Source organism: Stenotrophomonas sp. YJH_SMC_69 (genome assembly GCF_059370495.1).
The window spans coordinates 134,759-155,546 of the sequence record NZ_JCAFTS010000002.1; the positions used below are offsets into that span (position 1 = coordinate 134,759).

Below are 20,788 nucleotides of genomic sequence, written 5' to 3' on the forward strand. Positions count from 1 at the left end.
GGGTGAAATATGGAGTGCGGACCAACGGTCCGCACCCACGGTAGTGGTAGTGCCGGCCGCTGGCCGGCAGATTTGCGGTACGGAGAAAGCCGGCCAGCGGCCGGCTCTACCCATAGATCCACGCCGCGCGTGGATGGGCCCTTCTAGGCCCGCTGCGCGCGCTTGAGCAGCTTGGCTTCGCGCCTGCGTGCGCGGCGTGCGCGCCAACGCTCGGCCAGGCACGAGAAGATCACGTACAGCGCCGGCGTGCTGAGAAGGGTCAGGCTCTGCGAGAACAGCAGGCCGCCGATCATCGCGATGCCCAGCGGGCGGCGCAGCTCGGACCCTTCACCCAGGCCGATCGCCAGCGGCACGGCGGCCAGGATCGCGACCATCGTGGTCATCATGATCGGGCGGAAGCGCACGATGCTGGCCTCGCGTGCGGCATCGCGCGGCGCCAGCCCATGCTCGCGCTGCGCCACCAGGGCGAAGTCGATCATCATGATCGCGTTCTTCTTGACGATGCCGATCAGCAGAACCAGCGCGATCATCGAGATCACCGACAGTTCGGTGTTGGTGCCGAACAACGCCAGCAGCGCACCGACGCCCGCCGCCGGCAGCGTGGACAGGATGGTGACCGGGTGGATCAGGCTCTCGTAGAGCATGCCCAGCACCAGGTAGACGGTCAGGATCGCGGCAAACACCAGGATCAGCATGTCGCTGGGATCTGAATTGAAGCCGAAGCCCGCATCGTCGGCCAGGCGGATGTCGCCAGGCATGCGCATGCCGGCGACGGTGGCATCGATGATCGCCTTGGCCTCACCCATGCTCACGTTCGGAGCCAGGTTGTAGCTGAGGTCCATCGTCGTGTACTGGTTCTCGTGGGTGATCTGCGAGGGGGCCAGGCCGGGCATCTGCGTGGCCACCGCGGTGATCGGCACCATGTCGCCGTTGCGCGCACGCACGTACACCTCATCCAGCGCCGCCGGGGTGGCGGTCTGCGAGGGCAGGGCGTTGACCACCACGCTGTACTGGTTGATGTCCGAATAGATGGTGGAGATCTGGCGCTGGCCGAACGCACCGTACAGCGCGCCGTCGATGGCGCCGACAGTGATGCCCAGGCGCGCGGCCTTGGCGCGGTCGATCTGGATGTTCTGGCGCAGTCCGGCATTGTCCACGTCGGTGCCGACGTCACGCAGCTTCGGGTTCTTCTTCAGTTCCGCCTGCAGCTTGGGCAGCCATTCCTGCAAAGCAGCCAGGTCGTTGCCCTGCAGGGAAATGCGGTACTGCGCGCCCTGGCTGGAACCGCCGCCATCGTTGCTGGGCAGGTCCTGGATCGCGCGCAGGCGCAACTGCAGGTCGGGGTAGCGATCGGCCTTGGCACTGAGTCGCGCCAACGCATGTGCGGTGGTTTCGCGGCGACCGTCGCTGCGTGACTTCAGCTCGATGTTGAACTGTGCACTGGAGCCCTGACGGCCGCTGCCGAGGCGCACACCCACGGTTTTCACTGCCGGGTCGGCCATCAGCATGTCGGTGATGCGACGCTGGCGGGCGACCATGTCCTCGAAGGAGACGGTGGCGCTGGAATTGGCGCGGCCCCAGATCAGGCCGGTGTCCTGCGGCGGGAACGCGCCCTTCTTCACCGCCCCGAACAGGAAGATGGTGACGCCGATCAGGATCAGCGGCGTCAGCGACAGCAGCAGCGCGTGGCGCAGCGAGAAGTCCAGGAACACGGTGTAGATGCGCAGCATGCGCTCGTGGCCGGCATCCAGCCAGCGTCCGAAGCGCGACGGCGGCGCGCTGTGGTCATGGGCGCTGAGGAAGCGGCTGCACAGCGCCGGGGTCAACGTCAGCGAAACGATCATCGAGACCACGATGGCCGCCACCAGGGTGACGGTGAACTCGCGGAAGAACGCGCCCATCATGCCGCTGGCGAACAGCAGCGGGATGAACACCGCGACCAGCGAGGCGGTGATCGAGACAATGGTGAAGCCGATCTCGCGCGCACCGGTCAGCGCCGCCTGCATGCGCGGCATGCCCTCATCGAGGTGGCGCATGATGTTCTCGATCACCACGATCGCATCGTCCACGACGAAGCCGATCGCGATCACCAGCGCCAGCAGGCTCAGGTTGTTCAGGGTGAAGCCCATCACGTACATCACCAACGCGGCACCGGCCAGCGACAGCGGTACGGTCACTGCGGCGATCAGCGTCGGTGCCAGCCGGCGCAGGAACAGCGCCATGGTCAGCACCACCATCGCCAGGCTGATCAGCAACGTGATCTGCACTTCATGCAGCGACGAGCGGATGGTCGGCGTACGGTCGAAGTACGGCGTCATCGTGGTGCCGGGCTGCAGGTAGTCGCGCAGGGTCGGGATCTGCGCCTTGACCCGGTCCACGGTCTCCACGATGTTGGCGCCGGCACGGGTGAACACGTACATCACCACCGCCGGCTTGTGGTCGAACCACGCGGCCTGGTAGGCATCCTGCTGGCCGTCGTAGACGTTGGCGATGTCCTTCAGGCGGATCACCCGGCCATCGCCCTGGGTCTTGACCACCAGATCGGCGAAGTCGGCCGCACGCGCCACCGAATCGTTGGCGATGATCGCGGTGGTGGTGTTGCCGTCGCTGAGGAAGCCGGTGGGCGAGGTCACGTTGGCCGCGCGCACCGCATTGCGCAGGTCATCGGCGGTCAGGCCCAGCGCGTTCATCAGGCGCAGGTTGACGTCCACCCGCACCGCTGGCGTCGACGCGCCGGCGATGTCGACCGAGGCGACGCCACTGATCTGGCGGATGCGCTGCGCCAGCAGCGAATCGGCGACGTTGTACAGCTCATCGGCCGACTGCGTCTGCGAGGTCAACGCGATGGCGATCACCGGGTCATCGTTCGGGTTCGCCTTCTGGTACATCGGCGACCCCATGCCCGAGGGCAGGTCGGCCTGGGCCGAGTTGATCGCCGTCTGCACGTCCAGCGCGGCCGAATCGATGTTGTGGCCGCTCTGGAAGATCATGAACACCAGCGAGCTGCCTTCCGAGCTCGACGAGCGCATGCGGTCGATGCCCGGCAGCTGGCCGAGGTGGCGTTCCAGCGGCGCGGTGACCGTGGAAGCCATGGTCGCCGCATCGGCGCCGGACTGGCTGGCATGCACGAAGATCACCGGGATCTCGATGTTCGGCAATGCCGACACGCCCAGGCGCAGGTAGCAGATCAGCCCGACCATGAACAGGCCGATGGCCAGCAGCGCGGTGCCGATCGGGCGGCGGATGAAGGGGCCGGACAGGTTCATCGTGCGGCCCCTTGCAGCAGCGGGGCGTGGATCATGCCTGCGGCTCCTGCAGCGAACCGTCGCGCAACGCACGCTGCTCGCGGCGGCGGGCAAGCCACTCGGAGAAACGCTCCATGTACAGGTAGATCACCGGCGTGGTGTACAGGGTCACCAGCTGCGACAGCAGCAGGCCGCCGACGATGGCGATGCCGAGCGGGCGGCGCAGCTCCGAGCCGATCCCGGTGCCCAGGGCCAGCGGCAGCGCGCCCAGCATGGCCGCGGCGGTGGTCATCATGATCGGGCGGAAGCGCAGCAGGCAGGCACGGCGGATCGCTTCGTGCGCGTTGGCACCGGCGCGGCGGGCCTCGATCGCGAAGTCCACCATCATGATGCCGTTCTTCTTGACGATGCCGATCAGCAGCACGATGCCGACGATGCCATCCACCGACAGGCTCAGGCCGCACAGCATCAGCGCCAGCAGCGCGCCGACACCGGCCGGCGGCAGCGTGGAGATGATCGTGATCGGGTGGATGTAGCTCTCGTAGAGCACGCCCAGCACGATGTAGATCACCACCAGCGAGGCCAGCAGCAGCCACACCACGTCCGTCTGGCTGCCAGTGAACTCGGCGGCCTTGCCGATGAACTCGGCATGCAGGTGGGTGGGCATGTCCAGGCTGTCCTTGGTCTCCTGGATTGCACGCACCGCTTCGGACAGCGAATAGCCCGGCGCCACGTTGAACGAGACCGTCACCGCCGGCAGCTGCTGCTGGTGGCTGACCACCAGTGGCGCGCTGCTCACCTTGCCTTCGGCCAGCGCCGACAGCGGGATGATGTTGCCTGCGCCGACGGTGATGCCGGTGTTCTGCGCGCCGATGCCGGTGGCGGTCGACGAGTTCGACGAGGTGACCTGGCCGAAGCTGGTGGCATTGGTGCCGGTCAGCGCGCCGGCGCCATTGGAGGCCACCGCCAGCTGCTCCATCAACGCGGTGCTGGTGCGGAACTCCGGCGCCACTTCCAGCACCACGCGATACTGGTTGAGCTCGGTGAAGATGGTGGAGATCTGGCGCTGGCCGAACGCATCGTAGAGCGTGTCGTCGATGGTCTGCATCGGCACGCCCAGGACACTGGCCTTGTCGCGGTCGATGTTCAGCTCCAGGGCGCGGCCCTGGTTGGACAGGTTGTTGTCGACGTCAGCCAGTTCCGGGCGCTTGCGCAGCGCTTCGGTCAGGCGCGTGGCCTGGGTCGCCACCGTTGCCGAATCGACGTCCGACAGCGAGTACTGGTACTCGGTAGCGGCCACGCGGGTATCCAAGGTCACGTCCTGCACCGGCTTCAGGTACAGCGCCACGCCGGGAATGCCGGCCACCGCCTTCTGCAGGCGCGGCAGGATCTGCTCCAGGCCATCGCGCTGGCTGCGCTCCTTCAGCACGATCGACAGCTGGCCCTGGTTGAGCGTGGGGTTCATGCTGCCGGCACCAATGAACGCCGACACGCCGGTCACATCCGGATCGTGCCGCAGTGCTTCGGCGACCTGCCGGGTGCGCTGTTCCATCTGCGGGAAGGCGATGTTCTGGTCGGCCTGCACCACGCCGGTGATCAGGCCGGTGTCCTGTTCGGGCAGCAGGCCCTTGGGAATCAGCACATACAGCAGCACGGTCAGCACCAGTGCACCACCGGCCACGGCCAGGGTCAGGCGCTGGTGGCCCAGCACCCAGTCCAGGCTGTGCTCGTACAGGCCGACGGTGCGCGTCCACAGGTTCTGCTTGCCGGCCGCTGCCGCGCGCTCATGCGCGTCTTCGCCCTCGGGCAGGGCGTCGGGCTTGAGCAGGTAGGCACACATCATCGGGGTGAGCGTCAGCGAGATCAGCATCGACAGCACCACCGCGATGCTCAGCACCCACGCGAACTCGTGGAACAGGCGTCCGGTGACGCCGGGCATCAGCAGCAGCGGCAGGAACACCGCCACCAGCGAGACGGTCAGCGACAGCACGGTGAAGCCGATCTGGCGCGCGCCGATCTCGGCCGCTTCCTTGCCACTCTTGCCCTGCTCGATGTAGCGCACGATGTTCTCGATCATCACGATCGCATCGTCGACCACGAAGCCGGTGGCCACCACCAGCGCCATCAGCGAGAGGTTGTCCAGCGACATGCCGGCGAACGCCATCACCGCGAAGGTGCCGGCCAGCGACAACGGCACTGCCACCGACGGGATGATCGTGGCCCACAACCGGCGCAGGAACACGAAGATCACCGCCACCACCAGGCCGATGGTGAGGATCAGGGTGAACTGCACTTCATGCACCGAGGCGCGGATGGTCTCGGTACGGTCGTTGAAGATCTCCAGGTGCACGTCGGCCGGCAGCACGCCCTGCAGCTGCGGCAGGATTGCGCGGATGCGCTCGACGGTCTGCACGATGTTGGCACCAGGCTGGCGCCGGACTTCCAGCAGCACCGCCGGCTTTCCATCGGCCCAGGCGGCCAGCTGGTCGTTCTCCACGCCATCGATCACCTCGGCCACGTCCGACAGCCGCACCGGGCGGCCGTTCTTGTAGCTGATGATCGTGTCGCGGTACTCGGCGGCGCTGGCCAGCTGGTCGTTGGTGCCGATGCTGTAGGACTGCGTCTTGCCGTTCAACGAGCCCTTGGGCGCATTGACGTTGGCCTGGGTCAGTGCGCTGCGCAGCTGCTCCAGGGTCAGGCCCATGTTCGACAGCTGCGCCGGATTGACCTGGATGCGCACGGCAGGGCGCACGTTGCCGGCGATCGACACCAGTCCCACGCCCTGCACCTGCGACAGGCGCTGGGCCAGGATCGAGTCGGCGTAATTGTTGACGTCGCGCAGCGGGCGCGTGTCGGAGGTCAGCTTCAGGGTGACGATGGCCGCGTCGGCCGGATTCACCCGGTTGTAGACCGGCTGGTAGGGAAGCGACGAGGGCAGGGTGGCCTGGCGGATCGCCGCCTGCACGTCCTGCGCGGCGATGTCGATGTCGCGGTCCATCGAGAACTGCAGGATGATCGTCGACAACCCGGCCGACGAGTCGGAGGTCATCAGCTCCAACCCGGAAATCTGCCCGAACTGGCGCTCCAGCGGGGTAGTGACCAGCGAAGCCATGGTGGTGGCGTTGGCACCGGGGTACTGGGTGGTGACCACCAGGCTGGGCGCATCGATTTCCGGCAGCGCCGACACCGGCAGCTTGCGGTAACCGAGGATGCCCAGCAGCAACAGGCCCGCCATCAACAGCGAGGTGGCGATCGGGCGGCGGATGAAGATCGTCGAAAAGCCCACGGACTGATCCTTGCTGGCACTTCAATGTCGGCGCCGGCGGGTATGCCGGCGCGAGGGAGATCAGTGGCCTGCGCTCAGCGCGGGCCACCACCGCGACGGCCACCGCCGCCTGCGTTCTTCTGCTCGGCCGCCTTCAGTTCGGCCTCGGTCGGTGCGGCCGGGGTCTCGCCCGGCTTCAGCGCGGTGACCTTGCTGCCCGGCTTCAGGCGGAACTGGCCTTCACTGACCACCCGCTCGCCGCCCTTCAGGCCTTCGGCGATCTGCACCTGGCTGTCGCCCACTTCCACGCCGCTGCGCACCGTCTGCATCTTTACCGTGTTGTCGCCCTGCACGATGTAGACGTACTCGCCATCCGGGCCACGCAGCACCGCCTGGGTGGGGATGACCACACCACCGGCGATCGTGCGCAGCTGCATGCGCACGTTGACGAACTGGCCCGGCCACAGGCCGTTGTCGGTGTTGTCGAAAATCGCACGCGCCTTGAACGTGCCGCTGTCGGCACTGATCAGGTTGTCGACCACGTCGAGCTTGCCGTCGCCGGACAACACATGCGAATCGGCACGGTCCAGCGCGGCCACCGGCACCGTGCCGGCGGCCTGCGCCTGGCGCACGTCGCCGAGCTGGCGCTCGGGCAGGTTGAACAGCACGTGGATCGGATGGATCTGGGTCAGCGTGACCAGCGCGGTGCCGGCGTTGACCACGTTGCCCGCGTCGACCGCGCGGATGCCGGCGATGCCGGAGATCGGTGCGGTGACCTTGGTGTACTGCAGCTGCACCTGCGCCGAACGCATGCTGGCCTCGTTGGCGGCCACGGCGCTTTCGTACTGTGCCACTTGGTTTCGCTGTGTATCCAGATCGGTCTTGGCGACGTACTGGCGATACTCAGGCGCGTTCGAGCGCTGGAAGTTGGAGCGCGCAGTGGCCAGCAGGGCTTCGTTCTGGCGCTTGGCTGCGGCGGCCTGGTCATAGCTGGCCTGGGCCGTGCGCGGATCGATCACCGCCAGCACGTCACCCTGCTTCACTTCCTGGCCTTCGCGGAAATTCAGGCTCATCAGCTGGCCGCCGACCTGCGGGCTGACGGTAACGGTGTTCATCGCAGTCACCGTGCCCAGCGCGCTGGCATACACCGGCACGTCCTGGCGCGTGGCCTCCACCACGGTCACCGGTACTGGACCGGCATTCGGATCCTCGCCGCCCTGGCGCGCCCCCGCAGCTGCACCACCGGCCTTGTCCTTGCCCCCGCCCATGACGCGCAGGCCGACCACGGCCAGCACCAGCACTGCCACGACCAGCAGCACGATCTTCCAAACACGTGACATTACGAGGACTCCGAGAGGGCTGGACCAGGCGGGACGCCGGGGCAATGCGCAAAGCATACCTGTGCCACATCACGTTTCCTGCATGACGGATGGGACGGGCGCTAAGACCGGATCGAGCGCCGGAGGTTCCCGTGGCGGCGGTGTTGCCCTACATTCAGCTGGAACCCTTCTGCTGTGGAGATTGCGATGCGCCGTTCGCTGCTGCTGTCCGCCCTGCTGCTGGCCCTGCCGGCCCTTGCCCACGCCCAGGACGGGCAGCGCCCGGAAGTGACCGCCGCCGCGCAGCGGCTGCAGGCCAAGGTGGTCGAATGGCGCCGCGATTTCCACCAGCATCCGGAGTTGTCCAACCGCGAGGCGCGCACCTCGGCCGAGGTCGCCAAGCGCCTGCGTGCGATGGGCCTGAAGCCGAAGACCGGCATCGCCCACCACGGCGTGGTTGCGATCATCGAGGGCGGCAAGCCGGGGCCGAAGATCGCCCTGCGCGCCGACATGGACGCGCTGCCGGTGACCGAGCAGACCGGCCTGCCGTTCGCCTCCAAGGCCACTGACCAGTACCGCGGGCAGACCGTGGGCGTGATGCATGCCTGTGGCCATGACGCGCACACCGCGACCCTGCTCGGCGTGGCCGAAGCACTGGTGTCGATGAAGAAGGACCTGCCGGGCCAGGTGATGCTGATCTTCCAGCCGGCCGAGGAGGGCGCACCGCCGCCGGAAGAGGGTGGTGCGGCACTCATGCTGAAGGAAGGCCTGTTCGCCGATTTCAAGCCGGAAGCGGTGTTCGGCCTGCATGTGTTCTCCAGCGTGCAGGTGGGTCAGATCGCGGTGCGCGGTGGCCCGTTGATGGCGGCCTCGGACCGGTTCGGGATCAAGGTGATCGGCCGCCAGACGCATGGTTCGGCGCCGTGGAACGGGGTTGATCCGATCGTCGCCACCGCCGACCTGGTGGGCACCGCGCAGACCATCGTCAGCCGCCGCGCCAACCTGTCCAAGCAGCCGGCAGTGCTGACCTTCGGCGCGATCAACGGCGGCATCCGCTACAACATCATTCCCGATGAAGTGGAGATGGTCGGCACCATCCGCACCTTCGACGAAGGCATGCGCCAGCAGATCTTCGCCGACCTGCGCAGCGTGGCCGAGCACACCGCCGCCGCGCATGGTGCCAAGGCGGTGACCGAGATCTACGAAGCCGATGGCAACCCGGCCACGGTGAACAACCCGGCACTGACCGCGAAGATGCTGCCGAGCCTGCAGGCGGTGGTGGGCAAGGACAACGTATACGAGCCACCGCTGCAGATGGGTGCGGAAGATTTCTCGCTGTACGCGAAGGAAGTGCCGGGCATGTTCTTCTTCGTCGGCTCCACCAGCGCGGGCATCGACCCGGCAACGGCGCCGGCCAACCATTCGCCGAAGTTCCTGCTGGATGAGAAGGCGCTGGATGTCGGGTTCCGCGCGCTGCTGCAGGTGAGCCTGGATTACCTGCACGGTGCCGGCACCCCGGCGGAGTGAGGGTTTCCGCAGGGCTTGCAGCCCTGCACCCGCTTGGATCAACGGCAACGTCAACGTCAACAGCGGGCATTCCGTGGGATGGCGGGGTGGGTCCGGTTGAGGGGGACGCCGTAAACCCGTCCCTGGGGGCTTGGCCGCGGCATCCATGCCGCGGACACCCCCTCAACCGGACCCACCCCGCCTTCGACAGTTTCCCGCGGCTGTTGGTGCCCGCTGCTGTTGGTGGGTGCCGACCGTTGGTCGGCACGGCGGACGTCATGAACGTCTGAAGGATCGGATTCTGATTTTGATTTTCCTGATCTTTCCCGTGGTGGATCGGCGACAGAAATGTGTCGGAGGGCCGGGCGGGTGGGATGGGCGGGGTATCCGCGCCATGGATGGCGCGGCTAAGCCCCCAGGGATGGGTTCACGGCGTCCCCGCCCATCCCGCCCGCCTGGCCCACACCCCGGAACCCAGGCTTTCGACGACCCACCAACCCCACCACGGAGGGGCTCCGCCGTTGGCCAGCCCGGCCGAAGGCCCGCCGTCCGCGCGATACAATGGCGCCCATGAACACCCCACAGGATTCCAGCCTCGGTCGCGAGGTCAGTTACCCGTCGCAGTACGATCCCGGCCTGCTGTTTCCCATCCCCCGCAGCGGCGCCCGCGCCGAGATCGGCCTCGATGACGCCGCGCTGCCGTTCGTTGGCCACGACCGCTGGCATGCCTTCGAGCTGAGCTGGCTCGACGCGCGTGGCAAGCCGCAGGTCGCCGTCGCCACCGTGCAGGTGCCGTGCACCTCGCCGCGGTTGATCGAATCGAAGTCGTTCAAGCTGTACCTGAACTCCCTCAACAGCACCCGTATCGACAGCGCCGAGGCACTGCGCGCGCGCATCGTGGCGGATCTGTCGGCCTGCGCCGGTGCGCCGGTGGAGGTCGAATTCGGCCTGCCGGGCCTGCGTGAGACGCCGCTCGGCGAATCCATCGATGGGCTGGACCTGGAGATCGACTGCTACGGCCCGCCGCAGGCAGACTTCCTCGCCGCTGATGCCGGCGAGGTGGTGGAGGAAACCCTGGTCTCGGCGCTGCTGAAGTCCAACTGCCCGGTTACCGGCCAGCCGGACTGGGCCACGGTCAGCCTGCGCTACCGCGGGCCGAAGATCGACCGCGCCGGCCTGCTGCGTTACCTGGTCAGCTACCGCGAGCACGCCGAGTTCCACGAGCAGTGTGTTGAACGGATCTTCAGCGAGGTGTCTGCGCGCTGCCAGCCGCAGTGGCTGGAAGTGGAGGCCCGCTACACCCGTCGTGGCGGCCTGGATATCAACCCCTGGCGTGCCAGCCCGGGCATCGCCGCCCCGGCCGCGACCTACCGCGAACTGCGGCAGTAACCGCCATAGGCGGTTGCCCGTTGCGCCGGGCCATGCCCGGCGAGCGCCGGCCAGCGGCCGGCACTACCATGATTCGCAGGTGGTTACGGGTAGAGCCGGCCGCTGGCCGGCAATCGGCCAAGGCCGGATCCCCCTGGCACAGCCGGCCAGCGGCCGGCACTACCGGGCGTCCATTCCCCCGATTGTTCAGCCGCCCCGGGGGGCGGCTTCACATCTGCACCATCCCCATTTAACAACCTCCATGGCACCGTGCGAATCACGTAGTCATGCAGACGGGAGTTGTGGATGAGTACCGAGAAGAAAGCCGATTTCTCCGGCGTCAGTGGCAGTGTCGACAGTACCGCCGAGCAGGTGCCGAAGGCGGACTTCTCCGGCGTCAGCGCTTCGGTGGACAGCACCGCAGACGTTGTCAGCGGCGGCACCTATACCGTGCAGAAGGGTGACTCGCTGTCGAAGATCGCCAAGCAGCATCTGGGCGACGCCAATGCCTGGAAAAAGATCTTCGAAGCCAACCGCGATGTGCTTGATGACCCGGACAAGATCTTCCCGGGCCAGACCCTGAAACTGCCGCCGAAGTAAGCCGGCCATCGAACGCCGTCCGACAATCCCTGGGAGGAACCCCGAATGATCAAGACCACCCCGCTACAGACCGCCCTGATCGCCGCCCTGCTGGGCAGCGTTGCTCTGGTCGGTTGCAAGAAGAAGGAAGAGTCGACCGACAGCAACGCCGCTCCGGCAGCGACCGCCCCGGCCGAACCCGCAGCTCCCGCGCCGATGACCGGCGCACCGCCGCCGATGGCCGAAGCCGCTGCGGTCAACGTCTCGTCGGTCACCGTCGGCAAGACCGCCGCCGCCGACAAGTCGGTTGCGACGACGGCTTTGTTCGCACCGAAGGATGACATCATCGTCTCGGTCAAGACCGACGGCGCTGCCAACAACGTCACCGTTGGCGCCAAGCTGACCTATCAGGACGGCCAGGTAGCCGGCGAACAGAACGCCACCCTGAACACCAGTGGTGCGGAAACCACCAACGTCACGTTCAAGAATGCAAAGGGCTGGCCGGCCGGCAAGTACCGCGCCGAGGTCACCGTCGATGGCAAGGCGGCCGGAACGCCGCAGGAGTTCGAGGTCAAGTAAGTCCTGCCGACTCTCTCCCGGCAGGGCTCACGATGGACGCAGCCGCGAGGCTGCGTCCTTTTTTGTTGGGCGATGGCTGGCTTCATCCACGCATGGCGTGGATCTGCTGATGCTGTGGGGGGCTTCATCCTGGCGCGGATGGATCACAGCGTTGCCGCCGTGCAGTACCGCCGCGTATGGCACAGCTTTGCCCCGCGCGGCTGAAAACGCGACAATGCAGGGGTTTCCCCGCCGCGCGCCCACCCTGACGGCGACGGGGGAAAGCGTGGGGCCCGGCCCCGCGCGCGACACGGTTGCACGTGGCCCGGCGCTGGCGCCGGCCTTCCCCTGAGCACTGCTACAGAGTCCAAGTCCCCCATGTCCAAGATCCTCTACACGCTGACCGACGAAGCACCGTTCCTGGCCACCCAGTCGCTGCTGCCGATCGTCGGCGCCTACACCGCCACCGCAGGCATCGTGGTGGAAACCCGTGACATCTCGCTGTCCGGCCGCATCCTGTCGCTGTTCCCTGAACTGCTCAGCGACGCGCAGAAGGTCAGCGACGACCTGGCCGAGCTGGGCCAGCTGGCGACCACCCCGGACGCCAACATCATCAAGCTGCCGAACATCTCCGCCTCGGTGCCGCAGCTGAAGGCGGCCATCAAGGAACTGCAGGACCAGGGCTATCCGCTGCCGGATTACCCGGAAACCCCGGCCGACGACCAGCAGCGCGACTACAAGGCGCGCTACGACAAGGTCAAGGGCAGTGCGGTGAACCCGGTGCTGCGCGAAGGCAACTCCGACCGCCGTGCACCGCTGTCGGTGAAGAACTACGCGCGCAAGCATCCGCACCGCATGGGCGCCTGGGCGTCGGATTCGAAGTCGCACGTCGCGCACATGGCCGCCGGTGACTTCTACGGCAGCGAGAAGTCGGCCACCCTGGCCAACGCCGGTTCGCTGAAGATCACCTTCCACGGCAAGGACGGCAGCGCCGTGGTGCTGAAGGAAAAGACCGCAGTGAAGGCGGGCGAGATCGTCGATGCCGCCGTCATGAGCCGCAAGGCACTGGCCGCGTTCATCGGCGAGCAGATTGCCGATGCCAAGGCCCAGGGCGTGCTGTTCTCGCTGCACCTGAAGGCGACCATGATGAAGGTCTCCGACCCGATCATGTTCGGCGTGGCGGTGAACGAGTTCTACAAGGACGTACTGACCAAGCACGCCGACGTGCTGAAGCAGGCCGGTTTCGATGCCAACAACGGCATTGGTGACCTGGCTGCGCGCCTGCCGTCGCTGCCTGAAGCCACCCGCGCCGCGATCGAGGCCGACCTGGCCGCCGAGTACGCGCAGCGCCCGGGCGTGGCCATGGTCAATTCGGACAAGGGCATCACCAACCTGCACGTGCCGAGCGACGTGATCGTCGACGCCTCGATGCCGGCGATGATCCGCGACTCGGGCAAGATGTGGAATGCCGAAGGCAAGCTACAGGACACCAAGGCGGTCATTCCGGACCGCTGCTACGCCGGCGTGTACCAGGCCGTCATCGACGACTGCAAGGCGCACGGTGCCTTCGACCCGGCCACCATGGGTTCGGTGCCGAACGTCGGCCTGATGGCGCAGAAGGCCGAGGAGTACGGCTCGCACGACAAGACCTTCCAGATCGCCGCCGATGGCGTGGTCAAGGTCACCGATGATGCCGGCGCCGTGGTGTTCGAGCACGCCGTGGAAGCCGGTGACATCTGGCGCATGTGCCAGACCAAGGACGCGCCGATCCAGGACTGGGTCAAGCTGGCCGTCGAGCGCGCCCGCCTGAGCAGCACCCCGGCCGTGTTCTGGCTGGACGCCGCCCGCGCCCACGACGCGCAGGTCATCGCCAAGGTCGAGCAGTACCTGAAGGACCACGACACCACCGGCCTGGACATCCGCATCCTGCCGCCGGTGGAAGCCACCGCGTTCTCGCTGGACCGCATCCGCAAGGGCGAGGACACCATCTCGGTGACCGGCAACGTGCTGCGTGACTACCTGACCGACCTGTTCCCGATCATGGAACTGGGCACCAGCGCCAAGATGCTGTCGATCGTGCCGCTGATGGCCGGTGGCGGCCTGTTCGAGACCGGTGCCGGTGGTTCGGCCCCGAAGCACGTGCAGCAGTTCGTTGAAGAGGACTACCTGCGTTGGGATTCGCTGGGTGAGTTCCTGGCCTTGGCCGCGTCGCTGGAACACCTGGGCAACCGCTACGACAACGCCGCTGCCCGTGTGCTGGCCAAGGCGCTGGACGAAGCCAACGGCCAGTTCCTGGACAACGACAAGTCGCCATCGCGCAAGCTGGGTGGCATCGACAACCGTGGCAGCCACTTCTACATCGCGCTGTACTGGGCCCAGGCCCTGGCCGCGCAGGACGAGGACGCCGCCCTGAAGGCGCGCTTCGCCCCGCTGGCCAAGACGCTGACCGACAACGAGCAGAAGATCGTCGAAGAGCTGATCGCAGTGCAGGGCAAGGCCGTGGACATCGGCGGCTACTACCGCCCGGACGTGGCCAAGGCCAGCAAGGCGATGCGCCCGAGCGCGACCTTCAACGCCGCGCTGGAACAGCTGCGCGGCTGATCCACTGCCGTTCGGCCGTGACACCGGAACCCGCGCTTCGGCGCGGGTTTCTTTTTATGGCGCTGGGGTCAGATCCCTTTTGCAAGCAAAAGGGATCTGGCCCCATTCGACCCGTGTCCAGAACCGTGACATCCGTCGGTCGTCGGTCGTCGGAATGCCGTCAACGGGGCATGAAACTTGCCCGCGATGGCGGTCGCAGAATGGATCGGCGCCGTTTCGCAGTCGCCTTGAATCTGAGCAATCGATCACGACGGCCGCCGCTGGCGATGCCCTAGCCTTGGCGACGCGAGGCCACCGGGGAGGTGGCCGCACGGGGAACACGGATGGCACGCGTGCTGGTAGTGGGAGCCGATATCCAGGGCGAGCAGGCCCTGCTGCAACGGCTGCGCCTGGCCTCGGCGCTGCCGGATGGCCAGGTCCGCCGCAGCCAGGATCTGGACGATTGTGATCTGCTGGTCATCCGCGATACCCCGGCGCTGCGCAACGCCGCCCAGCGCATGCGGCAGCAACGTCCGCGCCTGCAGTGCTGGATCGAGGACATCGGCGGCCAGCTGCGTGATGGCGACGGGCATCAGGACGTGCTTGATGACGGTGCCATCGGTCGCGCGTTGCGTCGCATGCAGTTGGCACCGGAGCCCCTGGCCATGCAGACACCTGCGCCGATCCGCCTGGCAGATGGCGCGCACGCCATCACCCGCCTGCTGCGCGAGCGGCTGCCGCTGCGACAGGGCCAGGCACTGCTGGGTGATGCGGGCGAGCCTCTGCTGCTGATGGATCTGGAGCACGATCAGGCCGTGCTGTTGCAGGAGCCGGCTGCGGCGCTGGTGGAGCGGCTGGCCGATGCCTTTGAGCGCCTGCAGCTGGACGCGCTGACACCGGCGCGCCTGCAGGCCCTGGCCGGCGAGCGGCCACGCCAGCCGCTGCGGCCACTGCTGTGGCAATGGGCGCAACGCAGCCGCCATTGGCAGGCGCTGGACGAGCGCCTGCGCGGCGCCTCGGTGAAGCTGCTGCGCTGGCCGGACTTCCGCGTACTGGGCCATGACCACGATGGCTTCCGCCTGTGCTCGCTGCTGCTCAAGCGTGCGTGTACGGTTGAGGAATGCACGATGCTGCTCGAACTGCCGGCGGCGGCCGTTCGCGATTTCATCCATGCCGCCTATCTGTGTGGCTACGCGCAGCTGCAGGCCGCCCCGGCGACGCTGATGATGGCGGCAGGTGGCACCCGCACCGACAACGGACTGCTCGCCCGCCTGTGGCGGCACCTGCGCGGGAGCGAGCGCAATGCGTGAGCACAAGGTGGTCGTGCTGGGCGGCATGGGCAGCGGCAAGTCGACGCTGGTACGCAGCATCGCGGCTGGCGCGGTGGTCGACACGGATGTGGCCAACAGTGATCGCCTCGGCGCCGACAAGGCCTCCACCACCGTGGCGCTGGACTATGCAGACATCGACCTGCCCAACGGCGAACGCCTGCGTCTCTACGGCACACCCGGCCAGCAGCGTTTCGATTTCCTGTGGCCGATCCTGCTGCAGGGCGCGCGTGGCGCGGTGCTGCTGCTGGATGCGCGCCGCGCCGGCCTGGCCAGCGAGCTGGAAGGCTATCTGCAGGTGCTGCAGCCGTTCGCATCATCCTTGGCACTGGTCGTGGCGGTCACCCACCTGGACCAGGCACCGCAGGCCGCACTGGATGACTGGGCCATCCGTGCCTGCCTTGACGACCAGCCGCTGCCGCTGCTGGCCGTGGATGCCCGTGACCGAGGACAGGGACTGCTGCTGATGGATGTACTGATGAGCGAAATGGAAGCGCACGCACTGGTGGCTGCACATGGCTGACGGGCAGCTGGCGGTACTGCCCGACGCCGGTCAGCGTGAGCGCCTGCAGCCCCTGCTGCAGGACCTGCAGCAGCGGGTCGAAGGCGTGCGCACGGTCGTGCTGGCCAGCGTCGATGGCTTTGCCCTGGTCAGCGCCGGCGCCGAAGGGCGCGGCGAACGGCTGGCGGCGATGACCAGCGCGATGCTGGCGCTGGCTGCGGCGGTCGGGCGCGAACTGGTGCTGGGCGATCTGCAGACACTGATGCTGGAAGCGGCGGGCGGAAAGGTGCTGATGCTGGCGATCCAGGCCGAAGGGCGCGCACCGTTGCTGCTGATGGCGGCCTGCGACCAGCGCAGCGTGATCGGCCAGGTGCTGTGGCAGAGCAGGGAATGTGGCCAGGCGATCCTGGCCGAACTCGGCGGATCGTGAGCCCGGCCGCAGGGGAACAAGGGGCTCGGACCAACATCGACAAGGGGTGCGACGTGGCTGGATTGAATGATTCGTTGAACGCACTGATGGGCATCGACGGCGCGCAGGCAGTGGCGCTGGTCGATTACGAAAGCGGCATGCTGCTGGGCGAAGCCGGTGCTGGCATGGACATGGAAGTGGCCGCCGCCGGCAATACCGAAGTGATCCGCGCGAAGATGAAGACCGCCGCATCGCTGAACCTCAACGACAGCATCGAGGACATCCTGATCTCGCTGGGCAAGGCGTACCACATCATGCGCCCGGTGGCGAAGAAGAAGGGCCTGTTCTTCTACATCGTGCTGGACCGTACCAAGTCCAACCTGGCATTGGCCCGGCGCAAGGTGCAGGACGTGGAGGCCGAACTGGCGATCTGAGCGGCCGCCTCCGTAGCGCCGGACCATGCTCGGCTGCTTCCAGCCGAAGCAGCCGAGCACGTTCGGCGCTGCCTTCAGGCTGCTGGAAGCAGCAGTGCAGAGACGAACGAGAGAGCCTTGCTGTCGCGTGCGGCGAAGTACCTGGGCGCATGATCTGGCAGCCACACTTCGTTGAAGTGGCGGCGGAAGTCCTCGTAGAACTCGTTGGGATACAGCTTGGCCTGCACCGTGCGGCCGTCCGGGTAGGCGTGGTCATACGTGGGCAGCGCATCGGTGTCGACGCCGCGATGATCCCTCAGCCATTTGCAGAACAGTCGGCCTTCGGAGATGTCCGGCACCAGCGCCTGCGGGAGCGTATAGCCCGCCTGCTCCAGCGGTGCGATCAGGTTCAACGTCAGCTCGTTGAGCATCGAGAAATGGGTGTACGGCACCTTGGCACGGTTCTGCATGTAGCGGTCGATGTGCACGGGCAGCAACGCATTGGCGCGACCCTGCTGCCATTCCACCACCCACTGCGAGACCTTCACTGCGAACCTGCGCGACAGCCACTGGCCGAGGTGGATGGCGAGGTAGGGGTGGATCCAGGTGCCCTGCATGGCCGGGTTCCCACCGGATACCACGTGGATCAGCTCATTCTCGGACAGCTTCGTCTGCGCCATGAGCTCCTGCAGGAACTCCTCCGTCGATTTCAGTGCCCGGTAGTCGGACCAGCGCTTGCCGACGGACTGGCACAGGGCGGTCGCGCTGATGTAGCCGTCGCGGGCGCGCTGCGGGATGACGTTGCCTTCCTCCACGCGCGGAATAAAGGTCATTTGCTGCATGCGTCACCTCGTGCCGTTGTTGGGCCTGAAAGGGTAGGCAGCAGGGAGGCATCAGGTCTGTAGGAATCGTTGCGTTTGTCGCGGCATGCAGTGGCCCTACACAAGCCACCCCACGCCAGCGTATGGTGAGGCAGGTCCTCCCGGGTGAGCCCTGCATGTCCGAGCCTGACACCGTTGCCGACTTGGCGTCGCGCATCGCCGGCGCCATTCACGCCGGCTTCGAGCAGTATCACGCCCGCTTTGCGGCGATCACCGCCCGTGCGCGGCAGCGTTTCGAGCAGCGCGACTGGGTGGGCGCGCGCCGGGATGCAGTCGAGCGCATCGCGTTGTACGACCTGTGCATCGCCGAACAGATGGATGCGCTGCGGCGCCTCGCCGGCGAAGCGATCGGGGAACGCGCGCTGTGGCTGCAGGTGCATGCGCGCTATAGCGCACTGCTGAGGGGGCTGATCGACGCCGAGCTGTACAAGACCTTCTACAACACGCTGTCGCGGCGCTTGTTCTCCACCCGTGGCGTGGACCCGGCGCTGGAGTTCATCGCCTTCGATGTCGAGCCGTCCGATGCGATCACCCACCCGGTCGCACGGCATACCTATGCGGTCTCGCCGACGCGGCCGGTGGAGGCTCTCCAGCGCGTGCTGGCCGATTACCGCTTCGACATTCCGTATGCGCACCAGCTGCGCTGCGCGGCGGCCATCGCTGTGCGCCTGCAGGATGATCTGGCCCACTGGGGTGATACGCCGGTGCGCAGCATCGAGCTGCTCGACACCGTGTTCTACCGGGAGCGCCGCGCCTACCTGGTGGGTCGCGTGTTCGGCGAACACCGCTTCTCACCGTGCGTGATCGCCCTGGTCAACGATGGGCAGGGCCTGCGTGCAGATGCGGTGCTGACCCGGCGTCGCGATGTCGCCCATCTGTTCGGCGTGTCGCGCAGCTATTTCCAGGCCGACCTTGCCACGGTGGGCGATGCGGTGGTGTTCCTGCGCAGCCTGTTGCCGGGCAAGCCCATTGATGAGATCTATACGGTGCTGGGCCGCGCCAAGCAGGGCAAGACCGAGCGCTACCGTACCTTCTTCCGCCACTTCAACGAACATCCGCAGGAGCGGCTGGTGCATGCCGAAGGCACGCCGGGCATGGTCATGGCGGTGTTCACCCTGCCCAGCTATCCGCTGGTGTTCAAGCTGATCCGCGACCGCTTCGCGTGGCCGAAGTCGATGTCGCGGCAGCAGGTGGAAGAGAAGTATGCGCTGGTGTTCAACCTCGACCGTGTCGGTCGCCTGCTTGATGCGCAGCCGTACCGCCATCTGCGTTTCCCGCGCGACCGCTTCGCACCGGCCTTGCTGCAGGAGCTGCTTGCGCAGTGCGCGCAGAGCGTGCGCGTCGATGGCGATCAGGTGGAAGTCGCACTGTGCTACGTGCAGCGTCGCTTCCGTCCATTGAACCTGTACCTGCGCGAGCAGGGCGGCGATGCGGTGCGTGCGGCGGTACTCGACTACGCGCAGGCGATCACCGACATGGCGCGCAACAACATCTTCCCCGGCGACATGCTGCCGAAGAACTTCGGCGTATCGCGGCATGGCCGGGCAGTCTTCTACGACTATGACGAGCTGTGCCTGGTCAGCGACTGCGTCTTCCGCGCCTGGCCGCAGCCGCGCACGCCGGAGGAAGCCATGGCCGACGAACCCTGGTTCCACGTCGGGCCACGCGACGTGTTTCCAGAGCGCTTCGGCCCGTTCATGGGCCTGCCGGCGGGCGAGCTGGCGGCGGTGCGCGAACATTACCGGCACCTGTTTGATCCCGCGTGGTGGCAGGGCCTGCAGGCGCGCTTCGCCAGCGGTGATTATCCGGATACCCCGCCCTATGCGGCGGTCCATCGCCTGGCCTGAACGGCGTGGCGTGTACTGCCTGCCGGTCCCGCTCGGACTGCGGTACGCTCGGGGTTCACCTCATCACCATGGATCCGGCAATGATGCGTTCCCCCCTGTTCCTTGCGCTGGCCCTGGCGTTCGCCGCCGGTGCTCCCCTGCTGCCGGCCGATGCCGTGGCCCAGAACGCGCGCGCCGTGCGCGCCACTGCCGAGATGAGCATGGTGCTGTCAGGCAGTATCGACGTGGCGGCCGATGGTTCGGTCAGCACGCTGGTCCTGGACCAGCGTGCCATGCTCGCACCCGGCATCGTGTCGTTCGTGGAAGGCGCCATACGCGGCTGGCAGTTCGAACCGACGCTGCGCGATGGCACGCCGGTGGCCGTCCACGCGCCGCTGCGCGTACGCCTGCGTGGCAAGGAGCAGGAAGACGGCAACTACCAGATCAGCATGACCAGCGTCGACTTCAGTGAATATGATCCGAAGGCTACCGATTCGATCACCCAGAAGCGCATGCCGCCGCCGCGCTACCCCGAAGAGGCCTTCCGCAATGGCGGGCAGGGTGACGTACTGCTGCTGGTCAAGGTCGCACGCGACGGCACCGTGGCCGATGTCATTGCCGAGCAGGTGAACATGACCGTGGTCGCACCGGAACGGACCATGGCCAGGATGCGCGACATCTTCGCCAAGGCCAGTATCAGTGCGGCCCGCAAGTGGACCTTCTCGCCGCCGACCACCGGCGAGGACAGCACGCGGGATTCATGGACCGTGCGCGTGCCGGTCACTTTCGCCCTGAACAACAGCGACAACGGCCAGCCGGAACGCTACGGCCGCTGGCGTGCCTTCATCCCCGGCCCGCGCCAGGCCGCACCCTGGCGCACGCCGGATGGCGCCGGACAGGCGGGAAGTGATCTGCTGCCGGCCGGCGGCGTGTACATGGTCGATGGCACCCAGCGCGGCCTGCGCCTGCTGACGCCGCTGGCGCAGCGCTGAGCCCGGTGCGATGGAGC

15 protein-coding genes are annotated in these 20,788 nt (G+C 67.0%); 11 read left to right on the forward strand and 4 right to left on the reverse strand.

Annotation, left to right across the window (positions count from 1 at the left end; translation table 11 throughout):
• Positions 1–143 precede the first annotated feature (143 nt).
• The 3 genes from AC5P8F_RS03745 to AC5P8F_RS03755 all read right to left on the reverse strand — a co-directional run bounded on the left by AC5P8F_RS03745 (position 144) and on the right by AC5P8F_RS03755 (position 7,850).
• Positions 144–3,266 carry an efflux RND transporter permease subunit gene (locus AC5P8F_RS03745; protein WP_049403847.1) on the reverse strand — a complete coding sequence of 1,041 codons (3,123 nt, stop codon included), beginning with the start codon at positions 3,264–3,266 and terminating at the stop codon, positions 144–146.
• 31 nt (positions 3,267–3,297) lie between these two features.
• A complete protein-coding gene (locus AC5P8F_RS03750; protein ID WP_049440059.1) occupies positions 3,298–6,531 on the reverse strand; it encodes an efflux RND transporter permease subunit in 3,234 nt (1,077 codons plus the stop codon).
• 74 nt (positions 6,532–6,605) lie between these two features.
• Positions 6,606–7,850 (reverse strand): efflux RND transporter periplasmic adaptor subunit, encoded by a 1,245-nt coding sequence (locus AC5P8F_RS03755; RefSeq protein ID WP_014648647.1) that lies wholly within the window; start codon positions 7,848–7,850, stop codon positions 6,606–6,608.
• Positions 7,851–8,036: 186 nt separating this feature from the next.
• On the opposite strand from AC5P8F_RS03755, the gene AC5P8F_RS03760 reads away from it, so the two are divergent.
• The 9 genes from AC5P8F_RS03760 (at position 8,037) to AC5P8F_RS03800 (ending at position 17,093) form a co-directional block, all read left to right on the forward strand.
• Positions 8,037–9,356, forward strand: a complete 1,320-nt coding sequence (locus AC5P8F_RS03760) for a M20 family metallopeptidase (RefSeq protein ID WP_197604946.1) — start codon at positions 8,037–8,039, stop codon at positions 9,354–9,356.
• Positions 9,357–9,905: 549 nt separating this feature from the next.
• Positions 9,906–10,724 (forward strand): NADPH-dependent 7-cyano-7-deazaguanine reductase QueF, encoded by an 819-nt coding sequence (queF, locus tag AC5P8F_RS03765; RefSeq protein WP_049439336.1) that lies wholly within the window; start codon positions 9,906–9,908, stop codon positions 10,722–10,724.
• 285 nt (positions 10,725–11,009) lie between these two features.
• Entirely contained in the window at positions 11,010–11,303 is a 294-nt protein-coding gene (locus AC5P8F_RS03770) for a LysM peptidoglycan-binding domain-containing protein (protein WP_005419771.1), read from the forward strand.
• 45 nt (positions 11,304–11,348) lie between these two features.
• Entirely contained in the window at positions 11,349–11,861 is a 513-nt protein-coding gene (locus AC5P8F_RS03775) for a hypothetical protein (RefSeq protein ID WP_014648644.1), read from the forward strand.
• A gap of 357 nt (positions 11,862–12,218) precedes the next feature.
• Positions 12,219–14,441, forward strand: a complete 2,223-nt coding sequence (locus tag AC5P8F_RS03780) for an NADP-dependent isocitrate dehydrogenase (RefSeq protein ID WP_046432822.1) — start codon at positions 12,219–12,221, stop codon at positions 14,439–14,441.
• A 323-nt stretch (positions 14,442–14,764) separates the two neighbouring features.
• The gene (locus AC5P8F_RS03785; protein WP_329768481.1) at positions 14,765–15,730 is read left to right on the forward strand and encodes a hypothetical protein; all 966 of its coding nucleotides are present in this window, start codon (positions 14,765–14,767) and stop codon (positions 15,728–15,730) included.
• A complete protein-coding gene (locus AC5P8F_RS03790; protein ID WP_014648641.1) occupies positions 15,723–16,271 on the forward strand; it encodes a GTP-binding protein in 549 nt (182 codons plus the stop codon). Before AC5P8F_RS03785 ends, AC5P8F_RS03790 begins: the two co-directional genes overlap by 8 nt.
• Positions 16,264–16,680 (forward strand): roadblock/LC7 domain-containing protein, encoded by a 417-nt coding sequence (locus tag AC5P8F_RS03795; protein WP_014648640.1) that lies wholly within the window; start codon positions 16,264–16,266, stop codon positions 16,678–16,680. The genes AC5P8F_RS03790 and AC5P8F_RS03795 overlap by 8 nt, the downstream gene beginning before the upstream one ends.
• A 53-nt stretch (positions 16,681–16,733) precedes the next feature.
• A complete protein-coding gene (locus tag AC5P8F_RS03800; protein WP_014648639.1) occupies positions 16,734–17,093 on the forward strand; it encodes a hypothetical protein in 360 nt (119 codons plus the stop codon).
• A 74-nt stretch (positions 17,094–17,167) separates the two neighbouring features.
• Here AC5P8F_RS03800 and AC5P8F_RS03805 read toward each other — a convergent pair whose 3' ends face one another.
• Positions 17,168–17,914: a KilA-N domain-containing protein gene (locus AC5P8F_RS03805; RefSeq protein WP_014648638.1), complete on the reverse strand. Its 747-nt coding sequence runs from the start codon at positions 17,912–17,914 to the stop codon at positions 17,168–17,170.
• Positions 17,915–18,069: 155 nt separating this feature from the next.
• Here AC5P8F_RS03805 and aceK point away from each other — a divergent pair, with 155 nt between their 5' ends.
• A complete protein-coding gene (gene aceK, locus AC5P8F_RS03810) occupies positions 18,070–19,800 on the forward strand; it encodes a bifunctional isocitrate dehydrogenase kinase/phosphatase (RefSeq protein WP_049439331.1) in 1,731 nt (576 codons plus the stop codon).
• Between the two features lie 80 nt (positions 19,801–19,880).
• Positions 19,881–20,771, forward strand: coding sequence for an energy transducer TonB (locus tag AC5P8F_RS03815; RefSeq protein WP_111205608.1), 891 nt, complete (start codon positions 19,881–19,883; stop codon positions 20,769–20,771).
• Positions 20,772–20,788 lie beyond the last annotated feature (17 nt).